This window comes from Flavobacterium sp. 38-13, from assembly GCF_001899155.1.
Classification (GTDB): Bacteria; Bacteroidota; Bacteroidia; order Flavobacteriales; family Flavobacteriaceae; genus Flavobacterium; species Flavobacterium lindanitolerans.
Map to the genome: position 1 here is coordinate 19899 of NZ_MKVG01000002.1, position 17430 is coordinate 37328.

General features: G+C 37.8%; 15 protein-coding genes. 7 read left to right on the top strand and 8 right to left on the bottom strand.

Annotated elements, in window-relative coordinates:
• Together BGO88_RS00115 and BGO88_RS00120 are read left to right on the top strand one after the other, a co-directional pair.
• Nucleotides 1-705 carry a DUF1003 domain-containing protein gene (locus BGO88_RS00115; RefSeq protein ID WP_056073252.1) on the top strand — a complete coding sequence of 235 codons (705 nt, stop codon included), beginning with the start codon at nucleotides 1-3 and terminating at the stop codon, nucleotides 703-705.
• Nucleotides 706-786: 81 nt separating this feature from the next.
• On the top strand, nucleotides 787-1347 hold the full coding sequence (locus BGO88_RS00120; protein WP_286705531.1) for a hypothetical protein: 561 nt from the start codon (nucleotides 787-789) through the stop codon (nucleotides 1345-1347).
• A 25-nt stretch (nucleotides 1348-1372) separates the two neighbouring features.
• Here the strand turns inward: BGO88_RS00120 and BGO88_RS00125 are convergent, their stop codons facing one another.
• The 5 genes from BGO88_RS00125 to arsC all read right to left on the bottom strand — a co-directional run bounded on the left by BGO88_RS00125 (nucleotide 1373) and on the right by arsC (nucleotide 8236).
• Complete coding sequence (locus tag BGO88_RS00125; RefSeq protein ID WP_157486192.1) at nucleotides 1373-2665, bottom strand: hypothetical protein; 1293 nt, start codon at nucleotides 2663-2665, stop codon at nucleotides 1373-1375.
• A 208-nt stretch (nucleotides 2666-2873) separates the two neighbouring features.
• Nucleotides 2874-4271: a class II fumarate hydratase gene (gene fumC / locus BGO88_RS00130; protein WP_273238388.1), complete on the bottom strand. Its 1398-nt coding sequence runs from the start codon at nucleotides 4269-4271 to the stop codon at nucleotides 2874-2876.
• Nucleotides 4272-4292: 21 nt separating this feature from the next.
• Nucleotides 4293-4847 carry an STM3941 family protein gene (locus tag BGO88_RS00135; RefSeq protein ID WP_286705532.1) on the bottom strand — a complete coding sequence of 185 codons (555 nt, stop codon included), beginning with the start codon at nucleotides 4845-4847 and terminating at the stop codon, nucleotides 4293-4295.
• Nucleotides 4848-5315: 468 nt separating this feature from the next.
• Nucleotides 5316-7796, bottom strand: a complete 2481-nt coding sequence (locus BGO88_RS00140; RefSeq protein ID WP_056073266.1) for a TonB-dependent receptor — start codon at nucleotides 7794-7796, stop codon at nucleotides 5316-5318.
• A 98-nt stretch (nucleotides 7797-7894) separates the two neighbouring features.
• On the bottom strand, nucleotides 7895-8236 hold the full coding sequence (arsC, locus tag BGO88_RS00145) for an arsenate reductase (glutaredoxin) (protein ID WP_056073269.1): 342 nt from the start codon (nucleotides 8234-8236) through the stop codon (nucleotides 7895-7897).
• A 117-nt stretch (nucleotides 8237-8353) separates the two neighbouring features.
• On the opposite strand from arsC, the gene BGO88_RS00150 reads away from it, so the two are divergent.
• Nucleotides 8354-9343 carry a CPBP family intramembrane glutamic endopeptidase gene (locus BGO88_RS00150; protein WP_286705533.1) on the top strand — a complete coding sequence of 330 codons (990 nt, stop codon included), beginning with the start codon at nucleotides 8354-8356 and terminating at the stop codon, nucleotides 9341-9343.
• On the top strand, nucleotides 9321-10367 hold the full coding sequence (locus BGO88_RS00155) for an AMP-binding protein (RefSeq protein ID WP_286705534.1): 1047 nt from the start codon (nucleotides 9321-9323) through the stop codon (nucleotides 10365-10367). Before BGO88_RS00150 ends, BGO88_RS00155 begins: the two co-directional genes overlap by 23 nt.
• 25 nt (nucleotides 10368-10392) lie before the next feature.
• On the opposite strand, the gene BGO88_RS00160 is transcribed toward BGO88_RS00155, so the two are convergent.
• Genes BGO88_RS00160 through BGO88_RS00170 form a run of 3 tightly spaced genes read right to left on the bottom strand, consistent with a single transcriptional unit; the run spans nucleotide 10393 to nucleotide 14328 of the window.
• A complete protein-coding gene (locus BGO88_RS00160; RefSeq protein WP_286705535.1) occupies nucleotides 10393-12009 on the bottom strand; it encodes a M1 family metallopeptidase in 1617 nt (538 codons plus the stop codon).
• A 19-nt stretch (nucleotides 12010-12028) separates the two neighbouring features.
• The gene (locus BGO88_RS00165; protein WP_286705536.1) at nucleotides 12029-12694 is read right to left on the bottom strand and encodes a class I SAM-dependent methyltransferase; all 666 of its coding nucleotides are present in this window, start codon (nucleotides 12692-12694) and stop codon (nucleotides 12029-12031) included.
• Nucleotides 12695-12699: 5 nt separating this feature from the next.
• Nucleotides 12700-14328: an acyl-CoA carboxylase subunit beta gene (locus tag BGO88_RS00170; protein ID WP_056073283.1), complete on the bottom strand. Its 1629-nt coding sequence runs from the start codon at nucleotides 14326-14328 to the stop codon at nucleotides 12700-12702.
• 195 nt (nucleotides 14329-14523) lie between these two features.
• Between BGO88_RS00170 and BGO88_RS00175 the strand changes: the two genes are divergently transcribed.
• The 3 genes from BGO88_RS00175 to BGO88_RS00185 all read left to right on the top strand — a co-directional run bounded on the left by BGO88_RS00175 (nucleotide 14524) and on the right by BGO88_RS00185 (nucleotide 17350).
• Nucleotides 14524-15168 (top strand): DUF47 domain-containing protein, encoded by a 645-nt coding sequence (locus BGO88_RS00175; protein WP_056073285.1) that lies wholly within the window; start codon nucleotides 14524-14526, stop codon nucleotides 15166-15168.
• 23 nt (nucleotides 15169-15191) lie between these two features.
• Nucleotides 15192-16475: an inorganic phosphate transporter gene (locus BGO88_RS00180; protein ID WP_056073288.1), complete on the top strand. Its 1284-nt coding sequence runs from the start codon at nucleotides 15192-15194 to the stop codon at nucleotides 16473-16475.
• A gap of 107 nt (nucleotides 16476-16582) precedes the next feature.
• Nucleotides 16583-17350 carry a dienelactone hydrolase family protein gene (locus tag BGO88_RS00185; RefSeq protein WP_286705537.1) on the top strand — a complete coding sequence of 256 codons (768 nt, stop codon included), beginning with the start codon at nucleotides 16583-16585 and terminating at the stop codon, nucleotides 17348-17350.
• The last annotated feature ends 80 nt before the right edge of the window (nucleotides 17351-17430 follow it).

Here is a 17430-nt window from a genome sequence, read left to right on the forward strand (position 1 = left end):
ATGAAAAAATTTAAAAGCGATATTTCAGGAAAAGAATTTCCGGAAACTGAAAAAGTTACAGCCAATCTGGTTCGAAAATCAATATTGGATTTTATCAAACTGGACTATCCCGATTTTGAAGATGACAAATGTATGTCAATCGGAGAACTCCATTCTTTTCGCGAGAGATATATTGCCGAAATGCTCCTGAAAGAAACAGGTGAGCTTTCTGAAATGGAGCAGACGGTATTAAAGGCACTTAATGACAATACGATTTTGTCTGATAAGCTGGATGATGAAATTCAGGAGTTTACGTTAGGTCAAAAAATCGCTGACAAAGTGGCCTCTTTTGGCGGAAGCTGGACGTTCATCCTTTCGTTTATGGCTTTTCTTTTTCTGTGGATTGCCGGCAATGTGTTTGTATTATTAAACAAAGGCTTTGACCCGTATCCGTTTATACTTTTGAATTTGATTCTGTCGTGTATTGCAGCATTGCAGGCACCTATCATTATGATGAGCCAGAATCGACAGGAGGAAAAAGACCGTGAAAGAGCCAAAAAAGATTATATGATCAATTTGAAATCAGAACTGGAAATCAGAATGCTTCATGAAAAAATTGACCATCTTTTATTGCACCAGGAACAATCATTGGTTGAAATCCAAAAAATCCAGATGGATATGATGGAGGATATTTTGAAAAAGATAGAAAGCAAAAAAAAGGAGTAGATCGAGCGTAGAATATCTGTAGATAGTTGTGAACCACGATTAAAAATTAGAGGATTAGTAATACCGCAGAAAAAGAAAAAAATGCAGGCAAAAGATTTCGACTTGTTTAAACAAAAATATAAAGAAAACTGCAAGACGGAGACTTCTAATCCTGCCATTCTTGAGTTGTATGCTTATATATTAAAAAATGAGATTGTAGACAGTGATGTATGGCAAGATGGCGGAGGAAATGACACAGTAGTCAGAATATTAGAACACTATTTTTCAGATGAAGACTGGAAAGAATTGGAAATTGAATTAGAAAACTGGACTACGAATCAACTCGAAATATTTACAGAATGCATTGTAGAAGGAAGTGCAGAAAGCGACAATGATGATTTTAACTCCACCATAATGAACAGGTTTCATCTCTTAAAGAAACTATTAATTATCGGAGAACAAAGAGACAGGCTTAGAAACGATATTCTCTTAAAATTAATTGACAATATTGAATTTCTAAACAAGTGTAAATCAATAACATTTGAAGAAGCTACTGAGATTACTAACTATTTCGACTATTCTGAAAGATTAAAAGACGAAAAATACAAAGATGATATAACAACAATTACATTAAAAGCAATGATAGAAAAATCAGGCAATTAATGTAATTGTTATTGTAAACAGTTCCTTATCGGTTATTCGGGTATTCCTGTATCCAATGGAAGCCGGTATTGACCAAACGGTAATCATCTAATGACTTTTTATTGAATTCTGCCTGGATGTTCTGTTTTCCGAATTTCCCTTTTAAAAGAAATGTTTTTGGTGCTTTTTCTTCATAATGCAATACGGAGATGTCTGTCGTATCGCGATAGGATTTAAATTCTATTGTATTTTTAAGCGTATCAATTTTTATAGCATAATAATTTGTACTGTCGGATTCGGTACGGATACTGCCATAGTTTCCGGAAATATGCAGCCTGTTCCACAGTGTTTTTTTGTCTTCTGTCTTTTTTAGCGAATCGTTTTCAGAGATATAGAAAGCAGTTGTATGATAGCTGCCTTTTAGAGGAGCTTCCGGTGCCCATGAGCCATTAGTATACATATTTTGAACACCCGTAAAAATAATGTAGGCGCTGAAACCGAGAATCAATAATGCTTTTCCAAGACCTCTAGCCCTTGCTTTCCATTTGTTTTCGAAAACCAGTTTGCAGTGGTCTAATGTTTCGGTCTTATTGAGTATAAAGAAGTTATAAAGTTTTTTCAGATTAGGCATTAAGATAATGATGGAGATGAGTAGCAGGTGGCTTGAAAATAACTTTACAGGAACGTCAAAACAGAAATTCATCAATACTACATTGCTCATTACGGCCACGCTAAGCAAAGCGCCTAATGTTTTGGTATTATGAAAAAGTAATAAAAAACCGGCTCCGGCTTCAATAATACCTGTAAATCCTCCATATATTTTGGAATGTCCCATAAATGTCCAGAGTAATCCCATTGGAGTAGCATCACCAAAATTTTCTTCAAGGCGTCCAAAATCATGAAAAACAAACTGTCCTTCAAGAAGTTTGAATAAGCCATAGACAATAAGGTATAATCCCAGATAATAACGGGCATATACTATAATCCAATAATATTGTCTGTCGTAATTGATTCTTTTTCTGGTAGTAAAAAAGACAATAGTTGAAGCAAGAAAAGCAAGCAACATGTAAGTAAAAAGACTTACATAATCAAAGGTGGTATCGCCACTGCCAGTATTAAGTATCTGTTGCAGGTTTTTGATTTGTAATATGTTTTTCCCTACCCAAAGGATTACGGCATCAATACCATCCGCATACCAACCAGTCAGAATATCGACTCCATAAATCTGGTTGAAGGGAAAAGGAAACATGTAAAAAAACAGATAGAAAATAAGAAGCAGGGTGAAAAATTTTCGGATATCCGACCATTTTTTCTCGGTTAGGGGGTGAGTCTTAGTCATTTGTATTTGTTTGATGATTACGAATATAAATAATTCCGAAATAGAAAAAACCTACAAAAAGTTTTTTTGCATGTTAAATAAAACGTAAAAAAATAATTATAGTATGTGGATGGGTTTGAAAAGAATCTGATAAAATAAAAAAGCCTGAAGTTTACTTCAGGCTTTTTACTAGTTCTATTTTCAACTTTCAACCCTGCCAGGGTTAGAATTATTTCAAACTTCCCACCATGTCTTCCGGTTTAACCCAGGCATCAAAATCCTCAGGCGAAACATAACCAAGACGAACGGCTTCTTCTTTTAGTGTAGTACCGTTTTTGTGTGCTGTTTGTGCAATTTCTGCTGCTTTATAATAACCAATCTTAGTATTTAATGCTGTTACAAGCATTAACGAATTGTCAACCAATTCCTTGATTCGCGTATAGTTTGGCTCAATGCCCTGTGCACAGTGCTCATCAAAAGAAACGCAGGCATCTCCTAGCAAACGTGCCGATTGCAGGAAGTTAGAAGCCATTAAAGGTTTGAATACGTTTAATTCATAGTGTCCTTGTGTACCGCCAATTGTAATAGCAACGTCATTACCCATAACCTGAGCGCAAACCATCGTTAATGCTTCACATTGCGTAGGGTTTACTTTTCCTGGCATGATGGAAGAACCCGGTTCATTTTCCGGAATAAGAATTTCTCCAATTCCTGAACGTGGACCGGAAGCCAACATTCTTACGTCGTTTGCAATTTTGTTTAATGATACAGCCAATTGTTTCAAAGCACCGTGTGTTTCTACAATGGCATCATGAGAGGCCAGTGCTTCAAATTTATTAGGAGCCGTTACAAAAGGATGTCCTGTGAATTTTGCGATATATTCAGCAACTTTTACATCATAACCTTCAGGAGTATTTAATCCCGTTCCTACGGCTGTTCCGCCCAAAGCTACTTCAGACAAGTGTGCCAATGTATTTTTAACTGCTTTTAAGCCGTAGTTCAATTGAGCTACATAGCCTGAAATTTCCTGACCTAAAGTCAATGGTGTAGCATCCATTAAGTGAGTACGGCCAATTTTTACTACATTTTTGTAAGCTTCAGCTTTAGCATGTAGTGTATCTCTTAATTTTTCAACACCAGGAATTGTTACTTCTACCACCGCTTTGTAGGCTGCAATATGCATTCCTGTAGGGTAGGTATCGTTAGAAGATTGTGACTTGTTTACATCATCGTTTGCTTTTATAAACTGTTCACCTTCACCAATTTTACCACCAGCCAAAACCTGAGCTCTGTTTGCAATTACTTCATTAACGTTCATGTTACTTTGCGTACCCGAACCTGTTTGCCAGATTACCAAAGGAAATTCTCCTTCCAGTTTACCGGCCAGAATTTCGTCGCAAACCTGAGCGATAGCATCTCTCTTTTCAACAGGCAAAACACCAAGGTCATGATTGGCATATGCAGCAGCCTTTTTCAAATAGGCAAAACCTTCAATGATTTCTTTTGGCATAGAAGCCGACGGTCCAATTTTAAAGTTGTTTCTGGAACGCTCCGTTTGAGCTCCCCAATATTTATCTGCAGGAACCTGCACTTCACCCATCGTGTCTTTTTCAATTCTGTATTCCATTGTATTGTAATTTGTTTGTTGTTATATAGTATTCATTCTGTTGTACTCGGTTAGTTTTTCGACTAAAATCTTTTTGAGATTTTTATGTGTCGTTTGAAGGCTGTTTGCCGATATGCTTACGGCACCACCAAAAGATTTGTGGTTTGCTGTCATTGCCCTGCGCTTAAAACTGCTTTTTTGGGCAGCGATAAATTCTTCAGGATTTTTAATAACGATAATGACAGAAGCCTGACCTGCATATGAAGTTTCAGTAATAGCCGTAATTTCTGTCCATGGAATAAATCCGGCACTAATAGCGCTTGAATTATCCGTGATTCCTTCAGATGAAATGATTAATCCGTCTGTTTGCGAGGATAATTTTTTTATGATTAAAATGGCAAGAAAACCAAAGAAAAGAATGGATAGGATACCGGCGATTAATACGGCAAGAGGGAATTTTAAAAAAATGGAGTTTATTTCCTTATGGTCTATTACCATCCAGATTCCCAGAATAACGAATAGGAAAGAACCCAGCAATGCGAGTATCATTTTTTTCCGACTCAGTTTTATGATTATCGTTTCAGAAGAAGTATCCATCTTGATATAATTAGTTGGCTGACAGAAATTCACATTACTTATTGTACAGGCCGTAAAAAATGCTTTTTGAGAGAATTTTTTATTAGCTTACTGAAAGCCAGCCCAAAAATAAGGATTATAAGTAGGTTTAAAAAATGATTTAAAAATTATTTTTACTGTTTTTATTGGTCAAAATGAATATTACACCTATCTTTGACAGGTATTCAAAAAATTCCGGAAAACATGTTTGAATTTCAACAGTATTTAGGTTTCTTACTTTTCTTGACTATCTTAACCATCGGCTTCTGGTTGATGATTTTTTTAGTTAGCTTCCTTCCTTATTGGATTGGTGGTGCTCTATTTGAGAGATACAAAGAAAGAAAGAACAAAAAGAAAGAGTAATTCAGTTAAATCTGTACTCAAAATAAAAAAGGGAACCAAATTGGTTCCCTTTTTTTATGGAAAGCCTCCGGAGTGGAGGCTTTTATATTATCCGCCCATGTAGTCTTCACCACCATTATCGCTATCCATTCTTTTAGGCTGTTTCTCTCTCTCGTTTTTCTTTTTGTTGAAACGGTAAGTAAAAGAAAGAGTGATTTGTCTTTCTCTCCATTGCATTTCAGAATAGGCATTTTGGGTTGCCAGATTCGTTTCTGTAATTCTTTTTCTGGAGTTGAAAAGGTCGTTTACGTTTAAGGCAATGGTTCCTTTATCTTTCAATACATCCTTACTAAACGCCAGGTTGGCACTAATAATTCCTTTCGACCTTCCCTGAGCATTGGTCTGTGGTGCGTTATACGTCGTATTAGCCTGCCAGTCGATTCCTAATGGAAGGTTGATTTTTGAGTTGATTCGCGCAAACCATGAATAAGCTGTGTTGCTGAAATCAATTGTCTGTGAATTATTGGATAAGTCGGTATAAGTATAATTTCCTTTAGTCTGGTTTCGGAACAGGTTGAAGTTACTGTTCAGTCTCCACCATCTGTATGGGTTGTAGGATAATGTAAACTCAAATCCAAAACGGTCTTCAGAACCAACGTTTACCGGAGAAGTTACCAAAGTGGCAGTTCCGTTGATGATTTCCGTATTTCTTACATATTGTACTGCATCTTTTGTTCTGTTAAAATACATAGACGTATTAAAAGTCAGCTTGCCAAATTTGTTCAGGTAGCCAAAATCAAAAGCATCGGTCATTGACGGGTCAAGGTCCGGATTACCTCTAAACAGGTTGATGTTGCTCGACAAACTCGAAAACGGGTTGATAGAGCGGGAGCGAGGTCTTGAAATCCTGCGGCTGTAGCTTAACGAAGCACTGCTGTTTTCATTGAATTCATACGTTAAGAATGCGCTTGGAAAGAAATTGTTGTATTTTTTGTTTTTATAAATATTCTGAGTCAATTGGTTGATATCAATATTGGAATCTTCCCAACGCAAACCTACCAAATAAGACATTCTGTTGATTTTCGTCCCAAACTGGCTGTAAAATGCATTTACCTTTTCTTTATACTCCAATGTGTTTGTGAACTGTGGATCGTTTTCCCAACCACCTGTACCATAATTGAAATTTTCTACAGAATAGTCGGTTAAAAGGTCATTGAAATTTCCACGATATCCGGCTTCAAACTGGCTGTTTTCTCCTATTGGCAAAACATAATCTGTCTGAAGCAATGAACGGTTTTGTTTTTGGATATTACCGGTTCTCTGCTCGCTTATTGGCGTACCGTCCAACACATTTCTGCTAGGAATATCAGCATCTTCATCATCATCACTTTGTGAGAAGGAAAGGTCAACTGTTAACTGGTGTCCGTCCTTTTTAAATTTTTTGATGAAATTGGAAGAGAAATCAACGTTTTCGTCTTTATCAGATTCCAAGCTGAATCGGTTGGTGATGCTTTGCAGGTTCATCGCCGGGTCATATCGGTACTGGAAAACGTTATCCGGGTTTTCACCAGAACTTCTTCTATACGACAACGTATTTGTCCACGTAATCGATTTGTCCAGGTACCATTCCAAACCTAAAACTCCATTGTAGCTTTTGTTTAACCTTTCGTTGTTTCTTCTTTCCTTTAAATAACCCGTAACATCTCCGTTTTCATCCAGATATTCCGTATCTGTCATAGAGTTTCCAGGTCCTTTTCTGTAGCTATAGCCTTGAGTAGTGAAAAGGTTGAATTGTTCGGTTTTGTAATTAACTGTTCCTGTAAATCCATGATTGGCCGGATTACCGGTTGTAGCGGTAACGGTACCATTAATACCTTGATTTTTTCCTTTTTTCAGAATAATATTAAGAATTCCGGCACCACCTTCGGCATCATATCTGGCAGAAGGATTCGTAATTACTTCTACTTTGTCTACCGCATCAGCCGGAAGCATTTTTAAAGCATCTGCAATATTAATACCTGCTAAACCGGACGGTTTTCCGTCAATAAGGATTCTTACGTTTTCATTACCACGAAGACTTACATTACCATCTACGTCAACAGAAACAGAAGGAACGTTGTCCAAAACATCACTTATGGTCCCGCCCTTGACAATCATATCCTGACCAACATTATATACTTTTTTATCCAGTTTGATTTCTACAGTCGAACGTTCGGCACGGATTTCAACGGCATCAAGCATTTCGGCTTCGGCTTCTAAAGCAACGGTTCCAAAATTTTTATCTTCTTCAATAGCCAGCTGTTTCATTTCGATTGGCTTAAAAGATATAAATTCAAATTTTACATCATAAGTACCTGCATTTGCCTCTATTGTGAACACACCATTTTCATCAGTCATTCCACCGGTTATAACATCGGGACGCTTAGAATTTTGTAGCGTTACTGTAGCATAACCTAAAGGTTGGGAAGTTGATTTTTCGGTAATTTTACCTGTGATTTTTACTTTTTTAGCCTGCGGCCTTTCCTGCGCATAACTGAGAAGTGAAACGGATAGCAATAGGAGGGATATTGCAAATTTTAGATTTTTCATTAACTAGAATGTTGATTATTTAGCTTAAGACAGCAAAAGTAGGCTTTGGTTTAAGCCTGATTTCATAAAGGTTTGTTAAATAAAGCTATTTAATGTTATTAGAGGATTTCCAGTATTTTTTCCGGTGGTCGTCCAATAGTGGCTGTTTTGCCATTCACAACAATCGGCCTTTCAATAAGAATCGGGTTTTCGGCCATAATTTTGATGATTTCTTCATCGGTTAAAGTCTTGCCCTTAAAGTTCTGTGTCCAGATTTCTTCCTTTTGGCGTACCAGTTCAATAGGCGGTATTCCCAAAAGTTTTATGATGGATTTGAGTTCCTCTGCCGTTGGAACTTCTTTCAGGTATTGTATTACTTCAAACTCTTTTCCTGACTTTTCAAGCAGGCTAAGTCCTTCTCTCGATTTCCCGCATCGCGGGTTGTGGTATATTTTAATCATAGTGCTCCAAATTGAATAAACCGCAAAGAAAAGAAATGCAATTTAAAAATAGGTGATTATTTCGCAACAATTGAATAAATTAGGGGACTAATAATTTTCTAAACTAAAATTTAAGATATGTTTATAGCTCAAGGCTTTAAGAGTAAAGGAAACGCATTTTGGAAATATATTGTGGGTTCGGTTATTGTAATTGCTGCGTCTACGATAGGCCAGTTTCCATTGATGATTGCTATTGCGGTAAAATCTATTGAAGAAAATAAGGACTTTCCAACAGACCAGGCAGCTATGTTAACTTTTCTCGATTCAAACCTGACACTCTTCCTGATGCTGATTTCGTTTGCTTTTGCTTTGCTGGCTTTGTTTTTTGTTGTGAAATTTTTGCATCGTCAGAAATTTATTGAAGTGACTACTTCACGGCCAAAAATGGACTGGAAGCGTTTTTTCTTTGCATTTGGACTTTGGACAGCGATTACCGTTATTATAACTGTTGCAGCTTATTTTGTTTCGCCCCAGGATTATGAAGTTAATTTTCAGCCGGTTCCATTTGCTATTTTAGCGATTATCGGAATAGCTTTGATACCAATACAGACCAGTACCGAAGAATATGTTTTCAGGGGTTATCTTATGCAGGGTTTTGCGCTTTTGTCAAAAAATAAATGGTTTCCGTTGTTAATGACTTCTGTAATTTTTGGACTGCTCCATATCTTCAATCCTGAAGTTGAAAAAATGGGCTATATTATTATGATATATTATATAGGTACGGGGTTATTTCTAGGTGTTTTGGCCTTGATGGATGAAGGTATTGAATTGTCGCTTGGATTCCATGCTGCAAATAATTTGATTGGTGCTTTGCTGGTAACGTCTGACTGGACGGTTTTCCAGACTCACTCCATATTAAAAGACCATTCTGAGCCTGCAGCAGGATTTGATGTTTTACTTCCGGTTTTTATAATTTTTCCAATTCTTTTATTTATCTTTAGTAAGAAGTACCAATGGAAAAATTGGAAAGAGAAATTGACCGGGACCATTCCGGATAACCTAACAACTGATGACACTTACCACAGCAATCAATTTGATAAAAACGATGGAGAAGCCCACATATTATGATGTACACAATCGCTTTAAACTAAATGGATTTCATTTGAATAAAGACGATTTATGCCGCGTTGCCTATAGTTTTATAAAAGAAGGAGAGGCTTATGAAAGGCCGGTCGGGATTTTTATATTGGACTGGTTTGATGAAAAGGATTATATCGAAATGACAACTTCCGGAACTACCGGGGCTCCAAAAAAGATACAAATCAGCAAACAGGCTATGGTAAATTCAGCTTTAGCTACCGGAGATTTTTTTGAACTGGCTCCGGGCGATAAAGTACTGCACTGTCTTCCTGCCAAATATGTTGCCGGAAAGATGATGTTTGTCAGAGCGTTTATCTTAGGCCTGGATATGGATTTTGTAGAACCTACTTCCACGCCTTTGGAAAGAAATGAAGAAACCTATGATTTTGCGGCAATGGTTCCAATTCAGGCACAGCATTCTTTAGAAAAGCTTTCACAGGTAAAAAAGCTTATTATAGGTGGTGCTAAAGTTAATTCTGCTTTGGCTGAGGAACTGAAAAAAATTCCCTCCTCGATTTATGAGACTTATGGAATGACAGAAACCATTACGCATATAGCCGCAAAGCGGGTGGGAGAAGAAGCATTTGATGTTTTGCCGGGAATAACCGTTGCGGAAGATGAAAGACACTGTCTTGTTGTTAATGCGCCTGCTATTTCAGAAGAAGCTGTCGTGACGAATGATGTTGTAAAAGTATTGAATGACCACCAATTTATTTGGCTTGGACGTATAGACAATGTTATCAATAGCGGAGGGATCAAGCTCTTTCCCGAGCAGATAGAAGAAAAATTATCGCATAAAATCGACCGTCGGTTTTTTATAGCCTCCCAGGAAAATGAGGAATTAGGTGAAAAACTGGTTTTGGCAGTAGAAGGCGACCCTTATGTTATTGACGATGCTGCATTTGGTGAGCTTGGAAAATATGAAAAACCAAAAGTGGTATTGTTTATTCCTAAATTTTTAGAAACTCCAACCGGAAAAGTGTTGCGGAAAGAAAGTTTAGCCAGTATATAAAAAAAGAGCGCCATTGGCGCTCTTTTTAATTGTATGTTATTTTTATAAGGAATCGGTAATCATCAAATTTTACGGGGTCGTTATTTTTAATAGAATGTGATTTCCATTTATTGGTCGCTTCAAGTCTTGTTTCTTTACTGCCTTGTTTTATGATAATTGGCATTTTGAAATCGGGGACATCTGTAATCCATCTGAATTTTACTTCTTTGTTCTTGACAGCTACTTCCAGTTCGGGAATATTTTTATACCTGAGGTATTGCTCAAAAACAGGAGTCAGTTCCCGACCGATTTCAGTATTAAAAAAGGTAATTACGGTTTGGGTGTCTATAATCTTATGGCGGTAGGTTTCGGAATATTTCAGAAGCAATTTCCACCATTTCTGGTCGTCATTAACAATATGCCGAAGCGTGTTCAATAACAATGCTCCTTTGTAATACATGTCAGTAGAGCCTTTATCGTTAACTCCATAGTAGCCAATAATAGGGCTTCTGTTGGAAACGCGTTTTTTTTGCCCGTTTATGTATTCCATCGCTTTTTCATAACCATAAAGGCATTCTACAAATACAGATTCAGAATAGGTCGTAAATCCTTCGTGAATCCACAAGTCTGCAATATCTTTTGAAGTAATGCTATTGCCAAACCATTCGTGGCCACTTTCATGAATGGTAATGTAGTCGAAAAGCAAGCCAATACCCGTGCCGGAAATGTCACTTCCCTGATAACCCTTTCTGTATTTATTTCCATAAGCAACAGCACTTTGGTGCTCCATACCTAAATAAGAAGTTTCAACAAGTTTATAACCGTCTTCAGCAAATGGGTATTTGCCAAATTTGGATTCAAAACAGTCCAACATCGGTTTTACCTCTTCAAAATGCTTTTTGGCTTTTTCTTCATTTTCCGGCATCACATAATAATCAAGGTCCAGTCCGTTGTGGTTATCATGGATATGAACATAGTCAGCAATATTGACCGTGATGTCATAAGTGTTAATAGGGCTTTTTACTTCCCAATCCCAACGGGTGTAACCGTTTTTCAGATTTTCACTTCCTTTAAATCTCCCATTGGAAACATTCATTAATCCGTCTGGAACAGCAACCTTTATGGTAGCGCCAAAATCAGGTTCGTCACTTTGGGAATCTTTTACAGGATACCATAAGCTGGCTCCCGTTCCTTGTACGGCAACACCAATCCAGGGCTTTCCTTTGTTGTCGGTTTTGAATACGAAGCCGCCATCCCAAGGCGGATATTTTGCAATTTGAGGAGTGCCTGAGTAATAAAAACGTATTGTTTTGTCAGTTCCATCAACATTCAATGGTTTTGGAAAAGTAATAAAAACAGCATCAAATTCTCTTTTATATTCGAGAGACCTGCCATCAAAAATGATACTGTCGATTTTCATATTTTCGAATAAATCGACCTGAATTTTTTGAGTGTTTTTTACTGTTTTAAACGTAATATCGTTATAACCCCTAATCGATTTTTCTTCCGGATTGATAGTAATATTCAGGTCATAGCGCTGTACATCATAACAAATTCTTTCAAAAGAAAAACCGCCACGCAAAGAATCTTTCCTGGTGAATTCCTGAGCAAGGCTGTTCTGAAGCCCACACAGGAGAATAAGGAAAGGGAAGAATCGTTTCATTAGCGGACTTTAGAAGTTGTTAAGGTTTTTGAGCCTTGATAATCGTAAAAGTACGGATTTTTATTTCGCCCGTATTGCTCAAAACTTCTTCTGTTTCTGATAAGATGTTTTCAATACGGAATCCGGCGTTTTCAAGCAATGATTTTGCCTTTTCAGTATCATAAAGTTCGAATCCGTATTTTGAAAAAGGAATTTTTTCCATTATTTCTTTCGGAATAAAAGCCAGAATAAAGGAGCCTCCCGATTGTAATACTCTAAAAATTTCATTTATATATTCTGTGGGATTTTTCCAGAAATAAATAGTATTGGCAGTGAAAGCACTATTGAAAAAAGAATCGGGATACGATATTTTTTCACCGTCAGTTAGTTCAAAAACGGCTCTTTCGGTAGCAGTAAATTCAGAATTGAGCTTTAAGGCTTCCTCAATCATGAGTTCTGATACATCAATTCCATAATAATTCAGGTTGGCCTCCTTTTCGAATAAGTATTTGATATGGATTCCGTTTCCGGGACCAATTTCTAAAATCTTTGAATGAGGCATGATTTCAATTTGCTCTATTGTGTGACGAATCATGTTGTCATTCGCAACATTCATGCTGTAAGCTGTCTGTATGCCACTTTCTCCGTTAGGATGGCTCAATTGTCCTGCAAGTTCCTGAAGTTCTTTTTCCGAAAGATTTCCCATAGTGGTTAAACTTGAATTACACCAAGGTTAAATTGCTTTTCGATAGGAGCGTGGTTGGCTGCTTCGATTCCCATGGAAATCCAGGTTCTTGTTTCTAATGGGTCAATGACGGCATCCGTCCATAGGCGTGAAGCGGCATAATAAGGAGACACCTGGGCATCATATTTGGCTTTTATCTTGTCAAAAAGCTCCTGTTCTTTTGCTTCGTCAACGACTTCGCCCTTTGCTTTAAGTGATGAAGCCTCAATCTGCATTAATACTTTGGCAGCCTGGGTTCCACCCATTACTGCCAGTTCTGCGCTTGGCCATGCAAAAATCAATCTTGGGTCATAGGCCTTTCCACACATCGCATAATTTCCTGCGCCGTAAGAGTTTCCAACAACCACCGTAAATTTAGGTACAACAGAGTTTGAAACCGCGTTTACCATTTTTGCTCCATCTTTGATAATACCGCCATGTTCCGATTTGCTTCCAACCATAAATCCGGTCACGTCCTGCAAGAAAACCAAAGGGATTTTCTTTTGGTTACAATTGGCAATAAAACGCGTTGCCTTATCCGCAGAATCCGAATAAATAACGCCTCCAAACTGCATTTCACCTTTTTTGGATTTTACGACTTTTCGTTGGTTGGCAACGATTCCTACTGCCCAACCGTCAATTCTGGCATATCCTGTAATGATAGTCTGGCCATAGCCTTCTTTATATGCTTCAAATTCGGAATTATCAACCAAACGTTTGATGATGTCCATCATGTCGTATTGTTCCGTTCTTAATTTAGGCAGTATACCGTAGATTTCTTTTTCACTTAAGGCTGGTTTTTCGGGTTGTATTCTGTTAAATCCGGCTTTTTCGTAATCCCCGATTTTGTCTACGATATTTTTTATTTTGTCTAAAGCGTCCTTATCGTCTTTCGCTTTGTAATCAGTTACTCCTGAAATTTCACAATGAGTGGTTGCACCGCCCAATGTTTCGTTATCAATGCTTTCGCCTATGGCAGCTTTTACAAGATAGCTTCCGGCCAGGAAGATACTTCCGGTTTTGTCAACAATCAGTGCCTCATCACTCATAATAGGAAGGTAGGCTCCACCGGCAACACAGCTTCCCATAACGGCAGCAATTTGTGTAATGCCCATGCTGCTCATAATGGCATTGTTTCTGAAAATTCTTCCGAAATGTTCTTTATCCGGGAAAATTTCATCCTGCATTGGCAGGTATACTCCGGCACTGTCTACCAAATAAATAATAGGCAGTCTGTTTTCCATGGCAATTTCCTGGGCACGAAGGTTCTTTTTTCCTGTAATCGGAAACCAGGCTCCGGCCTTTACGGTAGCATCATTGGCTACTACGACACATTGTTTTCCTTTGATGTAGCCTATTTTGACTACAACGCCACCGGATGGACAACCGCCATGTTCAGCATACATGCCATCACCTACAAATGCGCCTATTTCAATACTTTCTTTTTTAGGGTCGAGAAGGTAATCAATTCTTTCCCTGGCGGTCATTTTACCTTCTGCGTGTAATTTTTCTATTCTTTTTTCGCCTCCGCCCAGTCTTACTTTAGCGAAGCGTTGCTTTAAATCAGATAATAAAAGTTTGTTGTGGTCTTCGTTTTTATTGAAGTTGATATCCATAATGTATAGAGTGTATTTTGCTTATTTTTTTGAGATTGCTAAAATACGAAAACGTTTGCAATAAAAAAGAAATCGGCTTTCAGGAAGTGCTTTCCAATATTACCAAATCGTAAATTTTAATAACTGCTTATTTATGATTTATTAATATTGTCTTAACATTAAAGAGATACATTTGCACCATTAAATAACAAACCTATGTCTTTAAACAGTATTTTCCAGTTTTTAGTTCCTAAAGATAAAAAGTTCTTCCCTCTTTTCGAACAGGCTTCACAAAATTTAATCTTATTGGCTGAAACTTTGCACGAGGCAGTAAATGCGCCAAAGCTAGAAAGAGAGAACTATTTCAGAAAAATCGAAGAGCTAGAGGCTATTATTGAGGAAATTACACACAAAACGCACCTGGAGCTAAGCAGAAACTTTATTACTCCATTTGACCGTGAGGATATTTTCGCCCTTGTAAAATCAATGGATGATGTGGCAGATTATATGCATGGTGCTGCCAGTAGAATGCGTTTGTATCAGGTAGAAAAAATCACGAAATCAATTCGTAAATTGACTGAAATCAACCTGGAAGCCTGCCAGCATATTGGTATTGCGATAAAAGAGTTGAAAGATTTGAAAAATCTTAAAGCGATTGCAGATGCCTGCAAAAAAATCAATAAGTTGGAAAGTAAGGCAGATAACGTTTTTGACAAAGCGGTTGCCGATATCTTTGAAAATGAGACTGATGCTAAAAATATCATCAAGTATAAAGAAGTTTTGTCTGCACTTGAATCTGCATCAGACAAATGTAAGAGCGTAGCAAACGTTTTGGAATCTGTGGTAGTTAAGCACTCCTAAATCATTTTTGACTCAACAATCTTATGGATTTTACAATATTAATTGTCATAATCGTTCTTGCATTAATCTTTGATTATATCAACGGTTTCCACGATGCAGCGAACGCGATTGCAACTATTGTTGCGACAAAGGTGCTTACTCCGTTTCAGGCTGTTGTCTGGGCTGCGTTCTTTAACTTCCTGGCCTATTGGGTTTTTGGATTTGGTGTTGCCGATACGGTGGCCAAAACAGCCAATACGATGGAAATTAACCTGACGGTTATTTTAGCGGGAATCATAGCCGCAATTTGTTGGAATTTATTGACCTGGTGGCTGGGAATTCCTTCCAGTTCTTCACATACTCTGATTGGTGGTTTTGCCGGTGCGGCAATTGCCCATGCCGGTTTTGACGTGGTTACATGGTACAAGGCGGCAAGTGGTGGTGGAATGCCTTCAGGAGTTATAATTATTATTGCCTTTATTGTCCTCGCACCGTTGCTCGGGGCATTGGCTTCCTATCTCATTTCGATTTGGCTTCTTAATTCATCTAAAAAAAGCATTTATCCCAAACTGTTTACAGGAGCTTTGATGATTGCTACGGTTGTATTTGTTGCCTATCAGATGATACCTTATGACAAGATTAAAAAACCTCGTTTTGATTCTCATTTTTGGAGTGTTGTTTTTGAAGCACATAATATCAAATGGTTTTTGGTGGCGTTTATCATACTGTCTGTAAGTACATTTTGTTTGTTCTTTAGCAGAATGAGCCATAGTAAATCAGAATCCTGGCTTAAAAAGATGCAGCTTCTTTCGTCTGCGGCTTTCAGTTTAGGACATGGTGGAAACGATTCTCAAAAAGTAATGGGTATTATTGCAGCGGCTGTAGCTGTTTACATCCACACAAATGGCTTGCCACAGGAAAGTATGCCGGAATGGCTGAATGTGGTACTTCCTGATGAAACAGGAGATTTCCATATGCCATCCTGGATTCCGCTTGCGTGTTATTCTGCTATTGCAGCCGGAACATTGAGTGGTGGTTGGAAGATTGTAAAGACCATGGGATCTAAAATTACAAAAGTAACTTCGTTTGAAGGAGTTGCCGCAGAAACAGCAGGAGCTTTGACTTTGTATTTTACAGAACACTTAAAAATCCCGGTAAGTACAACCCACACAATTACAGGTTCGATTATTGGAGTAGGTCTGACTAAGCGTATTTCTGCAGTTCGTTGGGGAGTTACCGTTAGCCTGATATGGGCCTGGGTACTAACTATTCCGATTTCAGCTATTTTAGCAGCATTGTTTTACTATGTTCTGAATATGTTCCTGTAACAAAACAATATACACTAAACCACTGCTTTTGCGGTGGTTTTTTGCTTTTAGTAGATTCTTAACCCGGTGTTAGCAAATAAATAGTTATTTTTAATAAAAATAAAAAAATGAAAACAAGAGACTTTATTATTCTTTCAGTATTAGTAACGAACATGGCTATGGCACAGCTTAAAAAAGTTGATTATAAAGACAACGGGCAAATTTTGAGTGGTTTTTCTGCCTCACCTAAAAAGTCACTGACCAATAAGCCGGGTGTCCTTATTCTTCCGGCATGGAAAGGAGTTGATGAACATTCTAAAGAGATTGCAACCAAGCTGGCAGATATGGGATATTATGCTTTTGTGGCCGATATTTATGGAGCAGATAAAAGACCCAAAGACACAAAAGAGGCAGGCGAAAAATCCGGATATTATAAAAAAAATATTAAAGAATACCAGAACAGGATTTCGCTCGCTTTGGCGGAATTGGTAAAACAGGGTGCTAATGCTGACAATGTGGTAGTGATAGGCTATTGTTTTGGAGGTACAGGTGCATTGGAAGCGGCAAGAGTTAATATGAAAGTAAGGGGAGTGGTATCATTCCACGGAGGTTTGGGTAAAGATGCTTCCCGTGAAATAAGTGCCATACAGCCAAAAGTGTTGGTTCTTCACGGAGCAGATGACCCGTATATTTCAGAAAAAGAAATCAAGGATTTCCAAAATGAAATGAGAACGGCCAAAGCCGACTGGCAAATGAATTATTATGCTGATGCAGTTCATGCATTTACTGAAAAAAGTGCCGGAAACGATAATTCGAAAGGAGCAGCTTATAATGAACTGGCAGATAAACGTTCCTGGGAAGCAATGAAGTTATTCTTCAACGAAGTGTTGAAATAAGAATTACAAATCTTTGCGGCTCTGCGTCTTTGCGAGTAATAATGTCACGCAAAGGCGCAGAGCCTTAAGGTTAACGTATA